Consider the following 19,982-nt stretch of genomic DNA (forward strand, 5'->3'; position numbering starts at 1 on the left):
ACCGCCGGGCGGGGCGGATCGGACCCAAAGCCCAGTAAACATTGCACGAATCGTGCTATAGAATCGTCCGTCATGCGCATCCTGATTGTCGATGACGACGAAGATGTGGCCGATCTGGCCCGTGCCCAACTCCGCCGGGCGGGTTACGCCGCCGATACGGCGGGCGATGTGGAAGCCGCGCGCGCGGCGCTGGCGGGCGTCGCTTATGACGCGCTCGTGCTCGATCTGGGCCTGCCCGACGGCGACGGTTTGAATTTCCTCGCCGAGCTGCGGCGCGCCAAGCGTCAATTTCCGGTCTTGATCCTGTCGGCGCGCGGCCGCGCCGATCAGCGCGTCGCCGGATTGAAGGCGGGCGCGGACGACTACCTCGCCAAGCCGTTCGACATGGAGGAACTGGTCGCGCGCATTCAAGCGCTGCTTCGCCGGCCCGCCGCCTTGGCGGGCGCCACGCTGGGCCTCGGCAATCTGGCGGTCGATGTCGAAGGCCAGGTTGCCAAGGTCGACGGCAAGGATCTCAAACTCACGCGGCGCGAATTGGGCGTGCTCGGCGCATTGGCGCGCCGCCCCGGCCAGATCGTCAGCCGCGCCCAGCTCGAAGACGCGCTGTACGGCTTCGGCGATGAAATCGCGTCCAACGCGATCGAGGTCTATGTCTCGGCCTTGCGCAAACGCCTGACCGAAGCCGGTGCGGATTGCGGCATCGAAACGCAGCGCGGTCTTGGCTACAAGCTGGCGCTCAAACCTCAGCGATAGAAATAATTGGGCAGGAACAGCACCATTTCCGGCCAATAGGTCACCACCAGCAGCGAAATCACCAGCGGGATCAGGAACGGCGCGCAAGCCTTGGTCGTGCGTTCGAAGCTGATATTCGCCACGCGCGCCAGGATGTAGAGCACCATCCCGACCGGCGGCGTCAGCAGCCCGATCATCAGGTTCAGCACCATGATGATGCCGAAATGCACGGGATCGACGCCGATCTTTTCCATCAGCGGCAGCAGCACCGGCACCAGAATTGTGATCGCGGCGATCGTCTCCATGAAGCAGCCGATCACCAGCAGGAAGATGTTGACCAGCAGCAGCACCGCCCACGGTTCGCTCGTCACCGACAGGACCATCGTCGCGATCTCGTCGGTCACGCGCGTGGTGGTGATGATGTAGCCGAAGATCGACGCGCCCGCGACGATCAGCAGCACGATCGCGGTCGTCTCGATCGTCTCCATCGAGACGCGGATCAAGCCGCGCCAGGTCAGCGTGCGATAGACGACCATACCCAGGAACAGCGCGTAGGCGGTGGCGGCGATCGCCGCTTCGGTCGGCGTGAACACGCCCGTCGTCATGCCGCCGATCAGCAGCACGGGCGTCAGCAGCGGCAGGATCGCGCGCTTGAACGTGTGGCCGAGCACGGCCCACGAGAACACCGCGTCGGCGTTGAAGCCGCGCACATGCGCGTACCACGCGACCATCGCCATCATCGTCGCGGCCATGAACAGGCCCGGCAGCAGGCCGGCGGCGAACAACTGCCCGATCGACGCGTTGGCCATGACGCCGTAGATGACCAGCGGCAGCGACGGCGGGATGATCGGCCCGACGGTGGACGAAGCCCCCGTGATGCCGACGGCGAAATCGACGTCGTAGCCGTGATCGCGCATCGCGCGGATCTCGATATTGCCGAGCCCGCCCGCATCAGCGACCGCCGTGCCCGACATGCCCGCGAAGATGACCGAGCCGACGACGTTGACATGGCCCAAGCCGCCTTTCAGCCAGCCGACCAGCGCCAGTGCGAAATCGTAGATGCGTTCGGTGATTCCCGCCGAATTCATCAGCGAGCCCGCCATGATGAAGAACGGGATCGCCAGCAGCGGGAAGGAATCCACGCCCGCCATCATGCGGTAGATGACGACCAGATGCGGCGTCGTCCCTTCGAGCACGACATAGAGCAGCGACGCGCCGCCCAGCGCGATCGCGACCGGCACGCCCACGCACAGCAGAAAGACGAAGGAAAGGAGCAGGGCGGCGATCATTGGTGGCGGCCTTCGACGCTGACGCGGGTGAGCGGGCTGTCGCCTTCGCGCCAATGGCGCAGGGCGACTTGTATGGAACGCAAGGTCATGATGGCGAGGCCGATCATGCAGGGCGCGTAAACCCAGGCCATGGGGATGTCGATCACCACCATGCGCTGGTTCAGCATGATCTGGGTCACGAACCACGAAAGATAGGTCGCGTAGGCGAAGAACCCGATGCGGATCGCCTCCACCAGCATCGACGCGGCGCGCGCGACGGCGCGCGGCATGTAGACGTAAAGGAACTCGACATGGATGTGGGTGACTTTGCGCACCGCCATGCCGCCGCCGACGAAGGTCACGGTCATCAGCAGATAGCGCGCGATCTCCTCGGTCCAGGCGAGCGAATCGTTCAGCACGTAGCGCGTGAAGAACTGGAGGAACACCACGAACGCCAGCGCCCAAAACAGCGCGAAGGCCGCCCAATCCTCGGGGCCGTAGTCGCGCAGATCGACGGGAATCTCGTCCGAATTGCCGATCGTGGGATCGCCCAGATCGGGCCCGTTATTGGCGTTGCTCACGTGCGGAATGCTCCCGGCGATACGTCTAAAACGAAACGGGGGCCCGCAACGGCTGGGCCCCCGCCCTCGATCGTGTCGAAATTTCAGCTCCCGCGGCGGCCGAGCGCCTGGAGCCGGTCGTAATGGTCCTTCGTCCAGCCCGCACCCGCCGACGCGTCGTTATGCAGCGGCTTGGCGGCTTCGATGAAGGCGGCGGTGTTGGGCGTCACGACCGTTTTGCCCTGCTGCTTGAACCATTCGGGCAGTTGCAGCTCGGCCGTGCGGATCGCCGTGGTCGCGCGGCCGGCGGCTTCCTTCAGCACGGCTTCGAACGTTTTCTTGTCGTCGGCCGACAGGCGGTTCCAGGTCGGCGGGCCGATCACCGTGACGAGCGATTCGAAGATGTGGCTCGTCAGGTTGATATGGGTCTGCACTTCGTAGAATTTCTTCGCCTGGATCGTCGGCAGCGGATTTTCCTGGCCGTCGACCGTCTTGTTCTGCAACGCGAGATACACTTCCGCGAAGGCGATCGGCGTGGCGTTGGCGCCCACGGCTTTGGCGTACATCAGATAGAGCGGCGCCTGGGGCACGCGCAGCTTCATCGCGCGCATGTCGGCGGGCGTATTGATCGCCTTGTTGGCGGTCGTGTGGCGCGCGCCGTAATAGGTGAACGCGACGATCTGATTGCGGGTTTTGTCGTTGTAGCCCTTCGACAATTCCTGGAACAACGGCGATTCCGCGTAGGCTTTCCAATGGTCGAAATCGCGGAACATATAGGGCGCGTTGGAAATCGCGATCGGCGGGAACGACGCGCCGGCGAAGGCGGCACCCGTATAGATGATGTCGATCGTGCCCAGCGGCAGGGCCTGATTGATCTGCTGCTCGTTGCCCAGCGCCGACGCGGCGTGGACGTCGATCGCGTAGCGGTTATTGGTCCGTCGCTGGATTTCCTGCGCGGCCCACACCGCTTCGGTGTGATAGGGCTCGTTCGTTTCGTAGACATGGGCCCATTTCAGGCGCTGCTGCGCGTCCGCGGCGCCCGGCCCGAACATCAACGCCGCCAGCGCCAAAGCGCCCGCCGCGCGAGAAATTTTCGCGACCACCATATGCGTAACCCCCTGTTTTTGCGCGGTCGGGCGTTCCCGATCCGCAATTGTGCGGTTAATGTAACCGGAAAATCGGGAGGAATGAAATGGCGAAAATTGTGCGCGTGGAGATACGTCAGGTCGATCTCATGCCGCCCGTCGTGCGCACCGACGCCATTCAAAGCTTCGTGCGCCAGGAAACGCCGATCGTCCGCATCTGGGACGCCGACGGCGCGGTCGGGACCGGCTACAGCTACACGATCGGGACGGGCGGCTCGTCGGTCGTCGCGTTGCTGCGCGATCATTTGGGGCCGTTCCTGCTGGGCAAGGACGCGGCGTTCGTCGAGCGGTTGTGGAACCGCATGTTGTTCCACACCCATGCGACGACGGTGGGGGCGATCACCGCGCTCGCGATGGCCGCGATCGACACGGCGTTGTGGGATTTGCGCTGCCGCAAGGCCGGCCGGCCTTTGCATGTCGAAGCGGGCGGGGCGAAGGACGCGATCCCCGTCTACACGACCGAAGGCGGCTGGCTGCATCATTCGATCGAGATGCTCGTCGCCGAAGCGGTCAAGGCGAAGAAAGAAGGCTTCAAGGGCGCCAAGGTCAAAGTCGGCAAGCCGACCGGCGGCGAGGATCTGGAGCGCCTCCAAGCGGTGCGCGAGGCGACGGGTCGCGGCTTCGCGCTGATGGTCGACGCCAATCAGCGCTTCACCGCCGCCGAGGCGTTGCGCCGCGCGAAACTTTACGAACGCGTCGATCTGGATTGGTTCGAAGAACCGTTGCCGGCCGACGATATCGACGGGCATGTCCGCCTGCAGGCCGGGACCAGCCTGCCGATCGCGGTGGGGGAGTCGCTTTATTCGCCCGGCCATTTCGCCGAATACTTGAAGCGCAACGCTTGCGGTCTGGTGCAGGTCGACGTGGCGCGCATCGGCGGGATCACGCCGTGGCTCAAAGTCGCGCATATGGCCGAATGCGCGAACGTGAACGTGGCCCCGCATTTCCTGATGGAGCTGCATCTCGCCTTGTGCTGCGCGGTGCCGAATTCCCTATGGCTTGAATACATTCCGCAGCTCGACCAGATCGCCGCCAGCCGGGTCAAAATCGTCGACGGCATGGCCCAGGCGTCGAATTCCCCCGGTCTGGGGATCGAATGGGATTGGGCGTCCGTCGAAGCGCGCACGATTCTGGGGTCTTTGGCTGTACTGGCATAGCGATTGCTGTAAAAGGCGTTCGACGAGGTTCGTGCGAATGCCGTTTCTTGAAATCGCCAATGTCTGCGCCCAATACGGGAAAACGCCGGTCGTCAACGACCTGACGCTGACCGCCGGGAAGGGCGAGTTGCTCTCCATCCTGGGGCCGTCGGGCTGCGGGAAGACCACCACGCTGCGGATGATCGCCGGGTTCGTCACACCCGTTTCCGGCGCTATCCGTGTGGGCGGGCGGGAAATCCAGAACGCGGCGCCCCATCGGCGCAATATCGGCTACGTCTTCCAGAACTACGCGCTGTTCCCGCATCTGACCGTCGCGGACAATGTCGGCTTCGGCCTGCGCATGCGTTTCGTGAACAAGCCCGATCGCGCGTCCCGCGTGAAAGCGGCGCTGGAACTTGTCGGCTTGGCGCATTTGGCCGAACGCTACCCCGCACAGCTTTCCGGCGGCCAGCAGCAGCGCGTGGCGTTGGCGCGCGCGCTGGTGATCGAACCGGACGTGCTGTTGCTCGACGAACCCTTGTCGAATCTCGACGCCGCCTTGCGCGCCGAGATGCGCAACGAAATCCGCAGCCTTCAGCGCCGCTTGTCGATCACCACGGTGTTCGTCACCCACGATCAGGCCGAAGCGCTCGCCATGTCCGATCGCATCGCCGTGATGGATCACGGCCGCTTGGTCGAAGTCGCCGATCCGCAAGCTTTGTGCGACGCGCCCCGGCATCGCTTCACCGCCGAATTCCTGGGGGCGCGCACCGTGATCAAGGGCGCGCGCGCGGGCGGTTTGTTCGCGTTGCCCGATGGCGCGCGCTGCGCGGTCGGGCCCGACACGCCCGAAGACGCCGAATTGATCGTGCTGCGCGCCGCGCGTTTGCGCGTGAGCCGCGCCTTGGGCGCGGGGCGGTTCCTGGCGCGCGGGATCGTGCGCGATGTCGCGTATCTCGGCGATTTCCACGATCTGGAAATCGACGCGGCGGGTGCTTCCATTCGTGTCATCCGCCCCTCGAGCGAGGCGATCCCCGCCCCCGGCGAAGAATGTTTCCTCGCCGGCGACGACGACGCGATCGCCTGGATTTCGTCTTCCCCTAACGAAGGAGTCTCCGCATGATTTCCCGTCGTCGATTGTTGGCCGCCTCGGCCGGCGCCACGCTCGCCTCGCCCGCGATTTTCGGGCTCAACGCCGTCGCGCAGATCCGCCGCGGCGACGAGCTCGTCGTCGGCATTTGGGGCGGCGCGCAGGAACGCATCACCCGCCAGCACATCGTGCGTCCGCTGGAGGAGAAATACGGCGTCAAGATCAACTACGTTCTCGGCGGCACGCCGGAACGCCGCGCGCGCGCCTATCAGGAACGCGGCCGGCCCTCGTTCGATCTCATCTATCTCAACATCTTCGAAAGCCGTCAGGCGGTGCGCGACGGCGTCACGCAAGCCCCGGCGATCGACCGCGTGCCCAACGCCAAGAACCTGTACGAATCCGCCAAGCTCGGCGGCTATGGCGTCGCGTTCAATCCGGTCACGGTCGTCTACGACAAGCGCAAGGGCGAAGTGACGTCGTGGAAGGATTTGTGGAAGCCGGAATGGAAGGGCCGCATCGCGTGGCCGTCTTATCCCGGCGCCCAAGGGACCGCGGCGCTGCTGATGGTCGCCAAGCTGTTCGGCGGCTCCGAACGCGCGATCGATCCCGGCTTCGCGAAAATCCGCGAGCTGAAGCCCTTCGCCGCGATCCAAGGCAGCCAGGACCAGCTCTATACGATGTTCGATCAGGGTGTCGCGGACATCTCGATCGAGTTCGGCTCCTTCACGCGCTCCTACGCCGAAAGCCGCAACCCGAACATCGCCATTGCCAATCCGGTCGAAGGCCAAGTCATCGCGACCAACGTCGCCTGCCCGACGGTCGGCACCAAGAATCAGGCGCTGGTCGAAGCGTTCATCGACCTGCATCTGTCGGAAGCCTGCCAGATGCAATACGCGCGCGACATCTATTATTCGCCGACCGTATCGGGCTTGAACATCCCGGCCGATCTGGCGCCCAAGCTGGTGCTGGGGGCCGACGTGAACAAGCTGGTCGACTTCGATTGGGACCACGTGATCGCGCAGCAGGCGGCGTGGACGTCGCGCTTCAACCGCGAAATCGCGGGCTGATTCGACCCGCACGACGTGAACACGGTTCGTCAAACACTGGCCGGGATGGCGCTCGCCGTCCCGGCCACTTTGTGGTTGCTGGTCGCTTTCGCGGCCCCGATGGCGATCGTGCTGCTGCTGGCGGTACAGGAATCGCCCGATCCGTTCGCGCCCATTTCGTTGATGCCCAGCCTCGCGCAGTTCGCGGCGATCCTGGGCGACAGCTACTATATCGAGACGATCGCAAGCACGATCCTGCTGGGCTTGGGCGTGACGCTCGCCGCCGCCACGCTCGGCTATCCGCTCGCTTTGTGGCTCGCGCGCCTGCCCGCCCAATGGCGGCCTTACGCCTTTGCTATCGTGTTGATCCCGCTGCTGACCAACGTGGTCGTGCGTTCGCTCGGCATCGTGCTGCTGCTCGCCCCCGACGGGTTGGTGAACGGGCTGCTGTCGCCGCTCGGCCTCGGCCGCCCGCAAGGCTGGCTGTTCACGCATTTTGCGGTGGGCTTGGCACTCACGCAGGTCTTTCTGCCGTTCATGGTGCTGGCGCTGTACGACTCCCTCGTGCAGGCCGACAAGCGCTTGGACGAAGCGGCCGCGTCGTTGGGCGCTTCGCGCATCCGGCGCTTCTTCGCGGTCACGCTGCCCTTGTCGCTGCCGGGTTTGCGCGCCGGGCTCACCATCGTCTTCCTGCTCGCCTCGACGGCCTATGTTTCGGCGACCATTCTGGGCGGCAAGAAGGTTTGGGTCGCCGGCATGATCGTGTGGCAGGAAGCGCTGACCAATCTCAACGCGCCGACCGCCGCCGCGATGGCGGTGATCATGCTCGTCTGGGGCATCGCTTTCGCGGTGCTGGCCGAACGCGTCGTGCGTGTGCTCACGCCGTGGCTGCAAAAGGCGGGGGCGAAGCCGTTCGCTTTCGAATTGCCGCCGGAACTTGCGCGCAGGCTGGTGGCGCTGGGCGATGCGGCGGGCGGGATCGTCGCGCGCGTATTGCTCGGCCTCGCGATCTTCCTGCTGATCTTCCCGCTGACGCTGGTGGTCGTGCAGTCGTTCAACGACGTGCCGCAAGCGAGCGTCGCGGGGTTCCGCGCCTTCACGTTCAAATGGTACGCGGCGGCGTTTGACGCCTCGACCTATCTGCGCGACGCGCGGAATTCGCTGGAACTCGCGCTGATCTCGATGCTGATCGCGTTGACGCTCGCTCTGCCGGCGGCGTTCGCGCTGGTGCGCGCGGAGTTTCCGGGCAAGGGGGCCGTCGCCGCGTTTTGGATGCTGCCTTTGGCGCTGCCGCATGTCGCCATCGCGGTGGGCATGCTGCGCCTGCTGCAATGGTTCATCGCCATCCCGCCTTTCTGGGGCTTGGTGATGGTGCATGTGGTCGTAATTCTGCCGTTCTGCATCTCGATGTTGCGCACCTCGGTGCTGCAACTCGACCGCAGCTTGGAGGAAGCGGCGTCGTCGCTGGGTGCGACGCGCGGTCTCGTCTTCGTGACGACCATCCTGCCCAATCTCGCCCCCGGCCTCGCGGTCGCGGGCATTCTCGCCTTCCTCATCTCGTTCGGCGAGGTGACGGTGACGTCGTTCCTGACGACCGCGCGCATGCAGACGCTGCCGGTGCGCATCTATGCCGAAGCGTCGTTCAGCCTGGAGCCGACGGTGCATGCGATCTCGGCGCTCACCATCGTCGGCACGGTGGCGCTGCTGGCGATCGTCAACCGCTTCGTCAAGCTCGACCGCGTTTGGGCGCGCTAGCGCGTCCGGCAAGATAGCAGCCAGCCGCGATCAGATAGATCGCGATGGCGACGGCGAACACGCTCCATGCGGCACTCGTCTCGCGCAGCAGGCCGAAGGCGAAGGGCGCGAACGCATAAGTCCCTTGGCCGATCGCGACCGAAAGCGCCACGGCCTTGGGAACATCGGCCTTCGCGAACTCCATCTGCGCGATCAGCGGCGGCAGCGACGTGGTGTTGCCGATGCCCAAACCCACCAGCATCACGCCCGCGAACAACCAGACGATTCCGTCCGTGCCCGCCAGCAGGAACGCAACGCAGCCCAAGCACTGCATCGCGTAATTCGCGGCGGCCGCGACACGCCGATCGGTGCCGGGCGTCATCAGCCAGCCCATCGCCGTGCGGCCCAGAATGGCGCAAACGGTCGACAATGCGGCGGCGTAAGCCGCGATCCGCGGGCCCAAGGCGGGGACGAGCAGCGAATATAGATGCGCGATAAGCCCAATCTGCGCGAACAGGCCCAGCGCCATGCCGGCGGCGAGGGTCACGAAAGCGCGGTCCTGGCGGAAGCTTTCGATGCGCGCGGGCGCGGTCCGCTGGGCGGCTTGTGCCGCCTGCGCCGCGTCGTCGCCGTCCGGGCGCAACCCCATCGCTTCGGGTGTGGCGCGCAGCACCGTCGCGGCCAGGACCGCGATGATCGCGACCATGGCGATCCCGATTCCGATCGACGCGGCGGCGAAACCGAAGGCGGCGATGGCGGCGACCCAAATCGGCGTGAACAACGTGCCGCCCACGCTTGCCCCGTTATAAGCGGTGGACAAAGCCGCCGGCCGGCGCCGTTCGAACCACGGCGACACGATGGCGTTGACGCCCGCCGCCCCCATCGCGACCCAGCCGATACCCGTGAGGGTCGCTGCGGCGAAAACATGCCAGGGTACTTCCGCATGCGCCCAGGCGATCACGCCGATGGCGAGCGATACGGCCCCGGCCAGCGTCACGCGCGCGACGCCAAAGCGCTTGTGCAAACGCGGCAGTTGCGCGACCGCCAGCGCCCCCAGCGCGAAATGAAACGTGATGGCGGCGGAGACGAGGCCGATCGGCCAGCCATGCTTGTCGATCGTCGCTTGCAGATAAACCGACGGCGCATAGAAGCCGATGCCCCAGCCGAATAGTGCGACGACGAAAGCGCCGGCGACGACGCGCCAGCCATAGAAGATCGTTTTCATGGGCGCGTTCATCGCCCGGCCGACGCCCGCGATGTTACGGCCGCCGCCGAACTATCGCGGGCACGCGCGTGCTAGATTGGGCGCATGGTAACCATCGCTTCCGTGGCCGAAATCGCATCGCTCGCCGGGGACCCCGCGCGTGCGGCGATGCTGCTCGAATTGATGGACGGGCGCGCGCTGACGTCGGGCGAACTCGCGCGCGCGGCCAATGTCGCGCCGCAGACCGCTAGTGGGCATTTGGCGAAGCTCGCCAAAGCGGGGCTGGTGACGATCCGCGCGCAGGGGCGGCATCGCTATCATCGGCTGGCGTCGTCGCGCATCGCCGAAATGCTCGAAAGCCTGATGAAGGTCGCGGCGGAATCGCGCGGTGCTTCGGCTTTGCGCACCGGCCCGCGCGACGCGAATTTGCGCGCCGCGCGCACCTGCTACGACCATATCGCCGGGCGCTTGGGTGTGGCGCTGGCGGATTCGCTGGTCGAATGCGGCCATGTCGTGCTCGACGACGAATCCGCGCAGGTGACGGAATCGGGCGCGGCGTTCTTCGCGCGATTGGGCGTCGAAGCTCCGGATGCGTCGCTATTGACTTGCCGCCCGTGCCTCGACTGGAGCGAGCGTCGCTCCCATCTCGCCGGGCGTTTGGGAGCCGCACTCTGCCGCCATTGCCTGGATCAAGGCTGGGTGCGCCGGTCGCGCGACAGCCGCGTGCTCAGCGTCACACCATCGGGTGTGGCCGCGTTCGACAAACTGTTCGGCGTGGTGCGCGGCACCGAGTCGCGCCCCTGGCGTTTGAAGGCTTAGGTTTACTTCTCCGCCATCGCGAAGATGTCGCCGTTCTCGCCTTCGCGCAGACGTTCGACATGGTATTGCGCAAGGCTGTCCTCGGGAAAGTCCGCGCAATGTTTCTCGAATGCCGCGAGGGCGTCGGGGCTCTTGTCGCGCATCAGCGCATAGGCGGCGTTGTAGCTTTGCGTCTGCGCGTCGTTGGCGCGTTCGGGCGACAGCGGTTCGTAGACGTGAATGGGCTCGGTCTTGCCCTTCACGATCACGCCGCCGACTTTGCGGAACGGGATGTCGTCGCAGAAATCCTTGGTCTGCTGCGTGACCAGGATGCGCGTCCCGAAATACTTGTTGAGGCCTTCGAGGCGCGAGGCGGTGTTGACCGCATCGCCCAGCGCCTTGAACTCGAAACGCTCGGTCGAGCCGAAGTTCCCCACATTCGCCTCGGCCGTGTGCACGCCGATGCGCGTCACGCCGAAATCCACGCCCTTCGCGCGCTCCTCGGCGCGGAAGCGCTCGGAGAACGCGTCGATGTCCAGCGCCGACATCAGCGCCATGCGCGGATGGTCGGGCTGCGCACGCGGCGCGTTGTACATCGCGTAGATCGCGTCGCCGGTGAACTGGTTGACCGTGCCGCCGTATTTCCATAGCTCCTTGCAGGCGCCGTCGAGATAGCGGTTGAGCAGATCGGCGAGGTGTTGCGGCGTGATCTTTTCGGAAAGCGTGGTGAAGCCCGCGACATCGGTGAACAGCAGCGACATCGGCCGGCGGCTGGCGCTGAGCTCGAGCAAGCTCGGGTCCTTGACGATCTCCTTGAGCAGCTCGCCCGAGACGTATTTGCTGAACACGCCTTCGACGAATTTCTTCTGCTGGCGTTCGGCGCGTCCCGACCACGCGTCGTTGAGCCACATGGCGAGGCCCAAAGCGACGATCGGCTCGGTCAGCGGAATGATGATCGACTTGCCGCCGAGCCACGCTTCGACCCAATCGGCGAAGGGATAATTGCCGATGAACAGCGACCAGCCCACGGCCCAAAGCGCCACGATGGCGAAGACCCCGCCGGCAAGACGCGCCCAGATCGGCACGCCGGTATTGCCGAGGCTCGCACCGATCAAAGCCATGATCGCCAGCGTCGTCACCAGCGGCCAGAACAGCCGGTCTTCGGCCGATACGCGGCCTTCCAGCATCTGCGCCAGGATATGCGCTTGGATGATCACCCCGGCCATGCGGTTGTCGCCGCGATCGCGGCCGATCGAAAACGGCGTGCGATAGCGGTCGGTCAGCGACAGATCGGCCCCCACCAGCACGATCTTGTCCTTGAACCACGCGTCGGGCAGCAACGCGGCGGCGTGACTGGGGAAGGAGCGGAACGGCGGCGTTTCCATATCCGGCTCGCCGCGCCAGGCGATGCGGCGCTGGTCGCGCGGGATCGTCACGCCCAAACGCTCGGCGACGCGCGCCGCGACGTTGGGCACGTTGATGCCTTCCTTCAAGTCGCGCGCGGGCGGAATGAAACGGATGATGCCGTCGCGGATATCGGGCTCGATATCGGCGAGGCCCCGCCATTCCGGCTTCACGAAATCGTTGAGATATTCGAGCTGCTCTTCGGTCACGTAGAGCGGCGAGTCCGAATAGCTGATCGCGAAGGGAATTTTCAGCGACGCGAGCGTCTCGCGCAACATGTCGTCCTTCTCGGGCTCCGTCTCCTGATCGAAGAGCACGTCGATGAGCAGCGCTTTGGCGCCCTTGGCTTCCAAAATGCGCAGCGTCTTGGCCAGGAATTCGCGATCGACGGGTGAGCGATAGGGGAATTGCGCCAGCGATTCTTCCGTGATCGCGGCCAGCACGATATCCGGGTGCTGCGGCTCGGGCGGCGACAGATTCGCGATTCGGAAATCGATCGTCCAGCGTTCGGCGGTCGCCAGGAACGGGAAAAGCTGGAAGACCGCGTAGGTCGAGATCGTCGCGAACGCCGCGATCAGCAGCGAGGCGACGATACGCTTCGCGTTTTCACCCAGCGCCATGTCGCCTTTATTTCCGGTTTGGGGGGTGGTTAGCGGGACGCCACGCGCGCGAGGGCGCGCACCTGATCCTCGCAGCCCTTTTCGAGCATCCAGGCGGCTTGCGCGACCGGATCGGCGAGGGCGGCGGGAATGCGGAACACGACGATGGCGGCCGGGTTGCCGCCGACATCGACCTGATAGGTCGTGCCGTCGGAAATGGGAATGCTGGGCGGCAGCGCCAGACGATCCTGATCGATCGGCCAGCTGCCCTTGGCGCGCCACGAACGATCGGCGGGCTCGATTTTAAGTTCCGTCGCTTCGCCGAAACGCGGGCCCCACAAAACGGCGGCGGCGTCGGCGGGCAAACAGCGCGGGCCCGAGCGCGCGACGTCGAGAACCCAAGGCTCGGGCAGGTCGGCGCCTTCGCTGCCCGCGCGCACCACACCGAGCTGGGCCGTGCCGGAGCCGCGCTGGTTCATCAAATTCTTGAGCGCGTCGCCCATATTCGCCTGCTCGGCCTGACCGGGGGCGGGGCTGTCGTCGTAGGGGCCCTTGAGCTTGATCGTACGCCCATCGGCAGCGACCAGCGTGAGGCGCGCACCGGCCGCGAGGGTCAATTTGGCCGTGCCGTCGAGCTTGGCGCCGGGGGCGAGATTCACGCCCTTGGCGTCCAGCACGACCAATTCATTGGCGCCCGCAAGCGGGGCAGCCAAGAGCAGGGCGGCGGTGAATGCCAGGGCGAGTTTGAAACGCATGGTGGCAGTTTAGCGCAGTTGGGCGGTTTTGGCATCCCGCGAAGCGCCATCGCCTTGCAGGACGAAAGCCCCCCAGAAATAGGGGTGCGCGGTGGCGGGATCGTCGGCCAGACGCATCTGGGCGGCCTGCAGGGCCGGGGCGATGCCGCGTTTCAAATCGCCGCCCAGCCGGTCGAACATGCCGGTGGTCAGCGACACGGTCTGGATGCTGGGGACCTGCCAATGGGTGACCAGCAGGCCGCGTGCGCCCGCCGCGAAGAAGGCTTCGGCGAGACCGGAGAGCGATTCCCCGCCCAAGCGGTCGCCCGACGCGGCCGTGTTGCAGGCCGACAGCACGACCAGATCGGCGTCCAGGCGCATCGCGGCGATTTCGGCGGCTTCCAGCAACCCGTCATCGGCGGGGTCGGTCGCTTCGGCGGCGGGCGGCGTCAGCGCCAAACCGGGCTGGCCCTGGCAGCGCAATTCGCCCGGCAGCAGGCCGTGCGTGGCGAAATACAGCACGCGGTAATCCGCGAGATTGCGCGCGCGCAGATTGCCGGCATTGGCGTCCGCCCCCAGCAGCAACGCATCGGGCCCCGCGCGCAGGCTCGCCGCCACGCGGCGCACCTCGTCGGCGGTTTCCGGCAACGGCGCGAGACCGCGGATCATCGCGTTGGGCACGGAACCTTGGCTGCGGCAAACATCGGCGAGCTTGCCGAGCCCATCGCCCGCCCCGGCGAAAACCGGATTGGCGACGGCGAGCAAAGGCTGCGGTGCCGACGGCTTGGCGGCGAGGGCGCGCATATCCAGGAAGGCGCGCACGGTCGGCGGCGAGGAAATCGCCATGCGCCGCGCGAGCCACGGGGCGCGCGCGTAATCGTTGGGCGCGGCCGGTGCGGTCGTCAGCACCGAGAACGGCAGGCTGGCGAGCGGGCCCGTGCCGACGACGAAAAGCTGATCGGTGCGCGCCAGCTCCGCCTCGAACGGTGCCAACAGCGTGCGATAAAGGCGATGCGACAGCGCCAAGTCGAACGGCTTCACGCTGCGATCGGTGACCTTGAAGGCTTCACGCAAACTCGCGACGTCTTCGGCGAGCTTGGCGTCGTCGGTGTCGAGGCGCGCCGCGCGTAAAACCGACGACGTGACCAGAAACGCGTACGCGCCTTCGGGGCCGGCGACGTAGCTGATCAGCGTCTCGCCCGGGCGCAAGGCTTGGGCAAGGCGGCCCGGTTCGACCGGCTTGGCGCTGGCAAGGCGCGCATAGCCGGGCGCTTCGCGCTCCATATCGGTTTCGAGCGACGCGATCGTCGCGCGAATCTGCGTCAATTCCTCGCGTGCTTTGGTCTCGCGCTTCACATCGCGCTGGCGCCCCGGTTCGATCGCCAACTCGATCTGCAAACGGTCGCGGCGCTGCGCCGCGTCGCCGATCAGGCGCGCGAGTTCGCCAGCACGCCCGCCGCCTTCGGCGATGCGTTCGGTCATGCGCGTGACCGCTTGGCCGCGCGTGCCGTCGCGCAGCATCTGCACGGCGGCGAACATCTCGGCATAAAGCGCCGCGCGTTCCGTCGCGGTTTCGCGCGCGCGCGCTTCGGCCGCGGCCAGGAACGGCTGCACTTGTTCGAAGGTCAAAGCGCGCGCCGGGGTTTCGTTCGCGGCGATGGCGAAGGCTTGGCGGTAATTGCCGATCGCTTCGGCGTAGCGGCCTTCGTCGGCCTGGGCGCGGCCCAAATCCATCAGCGCCTGGGCGGTGGGCCAGGTCGCGCCGAAAATGCGCGTGCGTTCGGCGGCGGCGTTGGCGAGTAAACGCTCGGCGTTGCGGAAATCGCCGCGCAAGGCGAGCACGGTGCCAAGCTGGCCCCAGGCTTGCGGGCGCCACCACGCGGGCAGGCCCGGCGTTTGTTCGACGATGCGCCGCGCTTCGACCGCGTAGGTTTCGGCCGAGGCCAAATCGCCGCCGCGCTGCGCCATGGCGGAAGCGAACATCAGCGCATGCGCGAGTTCGGCTTGCAGGAACACGGTCGACCCGAAGATCGACGCGGCGTCGCCCGCCGTGTCGAGCGAGGCGGGAATGCCCCCGCCCGCTTGTTCGATCAACGCGCGCCGGCGCGCGATCGCGTCGCGCGCGATCGTCAGGGCGCGGCCCCAATCGCGCCGATTGGCGGCGTGAAGCCCGAGATAGGTGAGGTAACGCGGATATTCGCCCGGATCGGTCGCCTTCAGCACCAAGGCTTCGGCGCGGCGGAAATACTCGTCGGCTTCCTCGACGCGGCCTTGATTGGAAATCTCGACCGCCAGCAGCGTCGTCGTCGTGCCGATGCCCGCGTGCTCGGCGCCCATCGCGCGGATCTGCAAATCGAGCGCTTGGCGATACGCCTTCTCGGCGCCCGCATGGTTGCCCACGCTGTTCTGCACGCGCGCGAGTTCGACGAAATCCTGATAGCGCCCGGCGGCGGCCCCGGCGGCGAGTGCCTCGGCACCCAAGCGGCGCTGCAACTCGGTCAGCAACGCGCGCCGGTCATTGGCGGTGAAGGCTTGCTTGCCCAGCTCGTTCGCGATGCCTTCGGCGAAAGCGGGTGCGGAGCCGGGCGTGCCTTCGCCGACCGCGAGCTTGCCGTCGGCGGACAACGCGGCGGCGATCCACGGCCAGCCGCCGTCGTTCAGCGCGCAGGTCGCGATCAGCATGTCGCCCGCATCGGGCAGGCGCAGCGTTTCGGGGGCGGGGCAATTGGCGCGCGCGGTCAGCGAGCGATAGGCGTTCGAATCGGCGAAGGCACGCGCAGGCTCGGCGCGGCGCAGATCGATCGCGGAATGCACGGCGCCCACCGGGCGCTCGGAGGCACCGCACAGCACGTCCCATACCGGCGTGTCGGTGCGGGCACCCGCGCTGCGGGTTTGCGCGCGGCAGGTTTCATTGGCGCTGGAAAGCCCGACGCTGGGCGCGTTGCTGCCGCCCGCATTGGTGTTGGCGGCCTGACAGCCCGCCAGCAGCATCAGCGACAGAACGGCCAAGGAAACGCGCAAATTCGGAACCCTTTCAGGCTTTGAGCAATTCGGGCGGCAAGCGCCGGCGCGTATAGTCGCACAGCATGCGCACCAGCGCCTTCATCATCGGGTCGGTGATGCCGAAACCTTCGACCACTTGGGGGCTGGGCAACATCATGCGCGCTTGCTGGTCACGCTGCGTGGGCTCCGGGCCCTGACCGACTTTCGTGCGTTGATCGAAGGGCACGACCGCGCGCACATATTCCATCAACGCCGTGAGGATCCGCAGAATATCCGGCGGTAGCGTCATCATTTTTTGCTGCAACTGCATCGAGTTGATGACGACGCAGACCGTGTCTTCGCCGGCCACGGCCGTCGCCATGCGCGGGCTGCCGTCCAGGATCGCCATCTCGCCGAACAACGAGCCTTGCGGCAAAGCGGCGACGATCACCGGCGCCGCGGCGCCTTTTTTCAAAATCAGGACCTTGCCCGTTTCGATCAAGAACGCTTCAAGGCCGCGATCGCCTTCCTTGAAGATCGGCTGGCCTTTCTTGAACGTACGCTTATGCATGGGGCGTTCTGTTTAAAAGTCTCCCCGGCGGATTTGGAAGACGTCGGGGTTCTGAGGATCGCGAATATACGACAATTGCAGGACCGGCGCGCCTTCCGGCGGCTTGCCGTCCTGGCCGGTCACATTCGCCAGAACCAGCAATGTGCGGCGGCGCTGGGCATCGTCGCCCGCGAAAACGATGATCGACCCGTCGCGCTGCTGGGCGTTGGCGACGACCGTATCGGGCTTATAGCCTTGGCCGGCGAAATAGCCCTGCAACTGGCGCGCGGCGCCAAGCGCTTGTTCGGGCTTGAAGCTCGGGTTTATGGCACCACCCCAGGTCACCGTGACTTGGACCAGTTGCTTGGTGCGATAGCCGATCACATAGGCGACGACGCCTTGTCCCGTATTCGGCAGCAAATCATTGACTTGGATCGATAAAACCGTGGTCCGCTCGACCGCGTTCTCGGTCGTTTCAATTTTGTCGACGGCGGCGGGGAAGTCGCGGCGGATCGCTTGGCGCACTTGATCGGCGGTCATGCCGAAATTGGCGCTTCGAAACCCGGTCAGCTTGAACTCTTCCGCAGCCGCCGGTGCAGCCGGGCGCGCAGCTGGGGCCGGCTGTTGCTGGCTCAACGCCGGATATGCGAAAACTGGAAAAATTGCCGTTGCCAGGGACAACAGCCGGAAAAATTGCCGCATCGATGATTGACCCAATTAGCCTCGCCGTTTGGAGGATGGTTGATTCCTCCTTGTGTAACAAGGAGATTCTCCTCCATTCCGAATCAGTATAAACGCACAAGGAAGATGTCGCACGCGGTTCGGCAGGCGATCATAGGCGCGTGCCTTGCCACTTTCGTGGCGGGGACGGCGGCGTACGCCCAAAATTCCGGGGTCGTGATCCCGCCCTCGGCCGAGCCGCGATTGGGCCCGCGCGAAATTCCCGTCCCGCAGGCCGATCTCGAGCTCACCATTCCCGCCCAGCCGCGCGCGCCCGAACGCCGCGCGGTGGACGAGCTGCGTTTCCCCGTCACGCGCATCGCCGTCGAGGGCGGCACGGTCTACCCGCCCGAGGTGCTGGCGCAGGATTACGGCGCGCTGATCGGCGACACCGTAGGGTTGTCTTCGATCGTCGAGGCGGCGGAGAAAATCGAAGCGCGCTATCGCGCCGACGGTTACGTCCTCACGCGCGCTTTCGTGCCGCCGCAACGCGTGGGCGACGGCACGTTCCGCATCCAGATCGTCGAAGGCTTCCTCGGCCGCATCGTGTTCGATGGCGGCAGCGAGCCGGTGCGCGAGCGCATCACCGCCTATATGCGCCGCGCGTTCGACGGGCGGCCGGTCAACGTCAAATGGATCGAGCGCGGATTGCTGCTCGCGGGCGATTTGTCGGGCGTCGTCGCGGCGGGCACGCTGGCGCCGGGCGACACGCCGGGCGCTTCCGACCTCAACGTTAAAATCGCCGAGAAGCCGGTCTCCGCCGGCGTCACGCTCGGCAATCGCGGCTCGAAATTCCAAGGCCCGTGGTCGCTTTCGGGCGACGCGACTTTCAGCGGTCTTTTGGGCCTTACCGAGCAAGTCGGCGTGACGCTGACCACGGTGCCCAACGACACGCGCGAGATGCGCCAAGCGGCGTTGCGCTACAGCCAGCCGATCGGCGGCGACGGGCTGACCTTGGGCTGGGACACGACCTATTCCTGGGGCTGGCCCGGCCATACGCTGAAATCCTTGCGCGTCAACACGGTGGCGTGGCGCGTGGGCCCGCGCCTTTCGTATCCGGTGATCCGTTCGCGGCGCGAAAATCTGACGCTCGATTCGTCGATCTTCTTCGCGACGACGCGCACGCTGGTCGGCGCCACGCTGCAAACCAACGAGCAATATACCGCCGGCGACATGCGCGCGACCTATACGCATGTCGGCTTCCTGCAGGGCGCCACGGTCATGTCGCTGGGATACACGCGGGGGTTGGGTATCGGCTCGACCGAGGAAGGCAACAATTTGTTGTCGCGCACGGCGGCCAACCCGAATTTCCACAAATGGACGGCGGAGCTGCGCCGCATCCAGATCCTGCCGGAAAAATTCAGCGTGCAATGGGTCGGCAGCGGTCAGGCGACATCGTCGGTGCTGTTCGCGGGCGAGGAATTCGCGCTGGGCGGGTCGCGCTTCGGGCGCGGCTACGACCCGTCGGAAATCACCGGGCGCAATGCCTTCGGCCAGGGCGTCGATCTGCGTTACGGCGACCTGGCGGGCGATGGCTGGCAGCCATACGTCTTTTATGACGCGGGCTGGGCCTGGAACCGCCGGACGGGCGGCGCCTCGCAGACGCAATTTTTGTCGTCCGCGGGGTTCGGCGTGCGCGTTCAGCCGGATAGCTGGATCTCCGGCGGGTTGGAGCTGGCCAAGCCGCTGACCCGGCCACCGGGCCAAGCCGAAGGCGAGCATCCGTGGCGCCTTCTGATGGACGTATCGGCACGCTTTTAACGTGTCTTTTGTATCAGACGGCAACTGAGCGCTAGTCAAACCGACCCCTCTACTATTAAACTTTCTGTTCTTGAGGATCCGCATTCATTGCGGATATCCCGTACAGAATCTGGTGTTTTGGTAGATGCGCTCCCCGCGCGAGATCAACGGTCCCGAACGCCGCGCGGCTTATCGCCGCCGCGCGCGCTGGGGGCGTTTCCGTCGCTGGGGTTTGGGGGCGGCGGCACTGGGTCTGCCCTTCGCGGTGCTGCCCGCCGATCAAGCCAAGTCGCAGGCGCTGCCGACCGGCGGCAATGTGGTCGGCGGCTCGGGCACGATTTCGCAGACGAGTGCCAACCAGCTCACCATCAACCAGAACAGTTCGACGCTATCGATCGACTGGCAGAGCTTCTCGATCGGGGCGGGCAATATCGTCCGCTTCATCCAGCCGGATAGCAGTTCGCTGGCGCTGAACCGCGTCATCGGCCCCGACCCGTCGATGATCTTCGGCTCGATCCAGGCCAATGGCCGGGTCGTGAT

General features: G+C 65.9%; 17 protein-coding genes. 8 read left to right on the forward strand and 9 right to left on the reverse strand.

Features of this window, described 5'->3' with window-relative positions:
• Positions 1-72 precede the first annotated feature (72 nt).
• Positions 73-753 (forward strand): response regulator transcription factor, encoded by a 681-nt coding sequence (locus J0H39_04390; GenBank protein ID MBN9495974.1) that lies wholly within the window; start codon positions 73-75, stop codon positions 751-753.
• On the opposite strand, the gene J0H39_04395 is transcribed toward J0H39_04390, so the two are convergent.
• The 3 genes from J0H39_04395 to J0H39_04405 form a co-directional block, all read right to left on the reverse strand.
• Positions 744-2,021, reverse strand: coding sequence for a TRAP transporter large permease (locus J0H39_04395; GenBank protein MBN9495975.1), 1,278 nt, complete (start codon positions 2,019-2,021; stop codon positions 744-746). The genes J0H39_04390 and J0H39_04395 overlap by 10 nt on opposite strands.
• Positions 2,018-2,581, reverse strand: a complete 564-nt coding sequence (locus J0H39_04400) for a TRAP transporter small permease (protein ID MBN9495976.1) — start codon at positions 2,579-2,581, stop codon at positions 2,018-2,020. Before J0H39_04400 ends, J0H39_04395 begins: the two co-directional genes overlap by 4 nt.
• 83 nt (positions 2,582-2,664) lie before the next feature.
• Positions 2,665-3,666: a sialic acid TRAP transporter substrate-binding protein SiaP gene (locus J0H39_04405; GenBank protein MBN9495977.1), complete on the reverse strand. Its 1,002-nt coding sequence runs from the start codon at positions 3,664-3,666 to the stop codon at positions 2,665-2,667.
• A gap of 86 nt (positions 3,667-3,752) precedes the next feature.
• On the opposite strand from J0H39_04405, the gene J0H39_04410 reads away from it, so the two are divergent.
• The 4 genes from J0H39_04410 to J0H39_04425 are packed head-to-tail and all read left to right on the forward strand — an operon-like array spanning position 3,753 to position 8,732.
• Positions 3,753-4,862, forward strand: a complete 1,110-nt coding sequence (locus J0H39_04410) for a mandelate racemase/muconate lactonizing enzyme family protein (GenBank protein MBN9495978.1) — start codon at positions 3,753-3,755, stop codon at positions 4,860-4,862.
• A gap of 37 nt (positions 4,863-4,899) precedes the next feature.
• The gene (locus J0H39_04415; protein ID MBN9495979.1) at positions 4,900-5,964 is read left to right on the forward strand and encodes an ABC transporter ATP-binding protein; all 1,065 of its coding nucleotides are present in this window, start codon (positions 4,900-4,902) and stop codon (positions 5,962-5,964) included.
• Positions 5,961-6,998, forward strand: a complete 1,038-nt coding sequence (locus tag J0H39_04420) for an ABC transporter substrate-binding protein (GenBank protein MBN9495980.1) — start codon at positions 5,961-5,963, stop codon at positions 6,996-6,998. The genes J0H39_04415 and J0H39_04420 overlap by 4 nt, the downstream gene beginning before the upstream one ends.
• Positions 6,999-7,043: 45 nt before the next feature.
• Positions 7,044-8,732: an ABC transporter permease subunit gene (locus tag J0H39_04425; GenBank protein ID MBN9495981.1), complete on the forward strand. Its 1,689-nt coding sequence runs from the start codon at positions 7,044-7,046 to the stop codon at positions 8,730-8,732.
• Here J0H39_04425 and J0H39_04430 read toward each other — a convergent pair.
• On the reverse strand, positions 8,704-9,936 hold the full coding sequence (locus J0H39_04430) for an MFS transporter (GenBank protein MBN9495982.1): 1,233 nt from the start codon (positions 9,934-9,936) through the stop codon (positions 8,704-8,706). The genes J0H39_04425 and J0H39_04430 overlap by 29 nt on opposite strands.
• Before the next feature lie 84 nt (positions 9,937-10,020).
• Between J0H39_04430 and J0H39_04435 the strand changes: the two genes are divergently transcribed.
• Positions 10,021-10,734 carry a helix-turn-helix transcriptional regulator gene (locus tag J0H39_04435; GenBank protein ID MBN9495983.1) on the forward strand — a complete coding sequence of 238 codons (714 nt, stop codon included), beginning with the start codon at positions 10,021-10,023 and terminating at the stop codon, positions 10,732-10,734.
• A 2-nt stretch (positions 10,735-10,736) separates the two neighbouring features.
• On the opposite strand, the gene J0H39_04440 is transcribed toward J0H39_04435, so the two are convergent.
• Genes J0H39_04440 through J0H39_04460 form a run of 5 tightly spaced genes read right to left on the reverse strand, consistent with a single transcriptional unit; the run spans position 10,737 to position 17,522 of the window.
• Positions 10,737-12,737, reverse strand: coding sequence for an adenylate/guanylate cyclase domain-containing protein (locus J0H39_04440; protein MBN9495984.1), 2,001 nt, complete (start codon positions 12,735-12,737; stop codon positions 10,737-10,739).
• Positions 12,738-12,766: 29 nt separating this feature from the next.
• Positions 12,767-13,471, reverse strand: a complete 705-nt coding sequence (locus tag J0H39_04445; protein ID MBN9495985.1) for a hypothetical protein — start codon at positions 13,469-13,471, stop codon at positions 12,767-12,769.
• Between the two features lie 9 nt (positions 13,472-13,480).
• Complete coding sequence (locus J0H39_04450) at positions 13,481-16,471, reverse strand: CHAT domain-containing protein (GenBank protein ID MBN9495986.1); 2,991 nt, start codon at positions 16,469-16,471, stop codon at positions 13,481-13,483.
• A gap of 13 nt (positions 16,472-16,484) precedes the next feature.
• Positions 16,485-17,003: a cyclic nucleotide-binding domain-containing protein gene (locus tag J0H39_04455; protein MBN9495987.1), complete on the reverse strand. Its 519-nt coding sequence runs from the start codon at positions 17,001-17,003 to the stop codon at positions 16,485-16,487.
• A 12-nt stretch (positions 17,004-17,015) separates the two neighbouring features.
• Entirely contained in the window at positions 17,016-17,522 is a 507-nt protein-coding gene (locus J0H39_04460; GenBank protein ID MBN9495988.1) for a hypothetical protein, read from the reverse strand.
• A 357-nt stretch (positions 17,523-17,879) separates the two neighbouring features.
• Here J0H39_04460 and J0H39_04465 point away from each other — a divergent pair, with 357 nt between their 5' ends.
• A complete protein-coding gene (locus J0H39_04465) occupies positions 17,880-19,463 on the forward strand; it encodes a ShlB/FhaC/HecB family hemolysin secretion/activation protein (protein ID MBN9495989.1) in 1,584 nt (527 codons plus the stop codon).
• Between the two features lie 124 nt (positions 19,464-19,587).
• Positions 19,588-19,982 (forward strand): filamentous hemagglutinin N-terminal domain-containing protein (locus J0H39_04470; protein MBN9495990.1); only part of this gene is annotated, 395 nt, incomplete at its 3' end.

This window comes from Alphaproteobacteria bacterium, from assembly GCA_017308135.1.
Lineage (GTDB): Bacteria > Pseudomonadota > Alphaproteobacteria > CACIAM-22H2 > CACIAM-22H2 > Tagaea.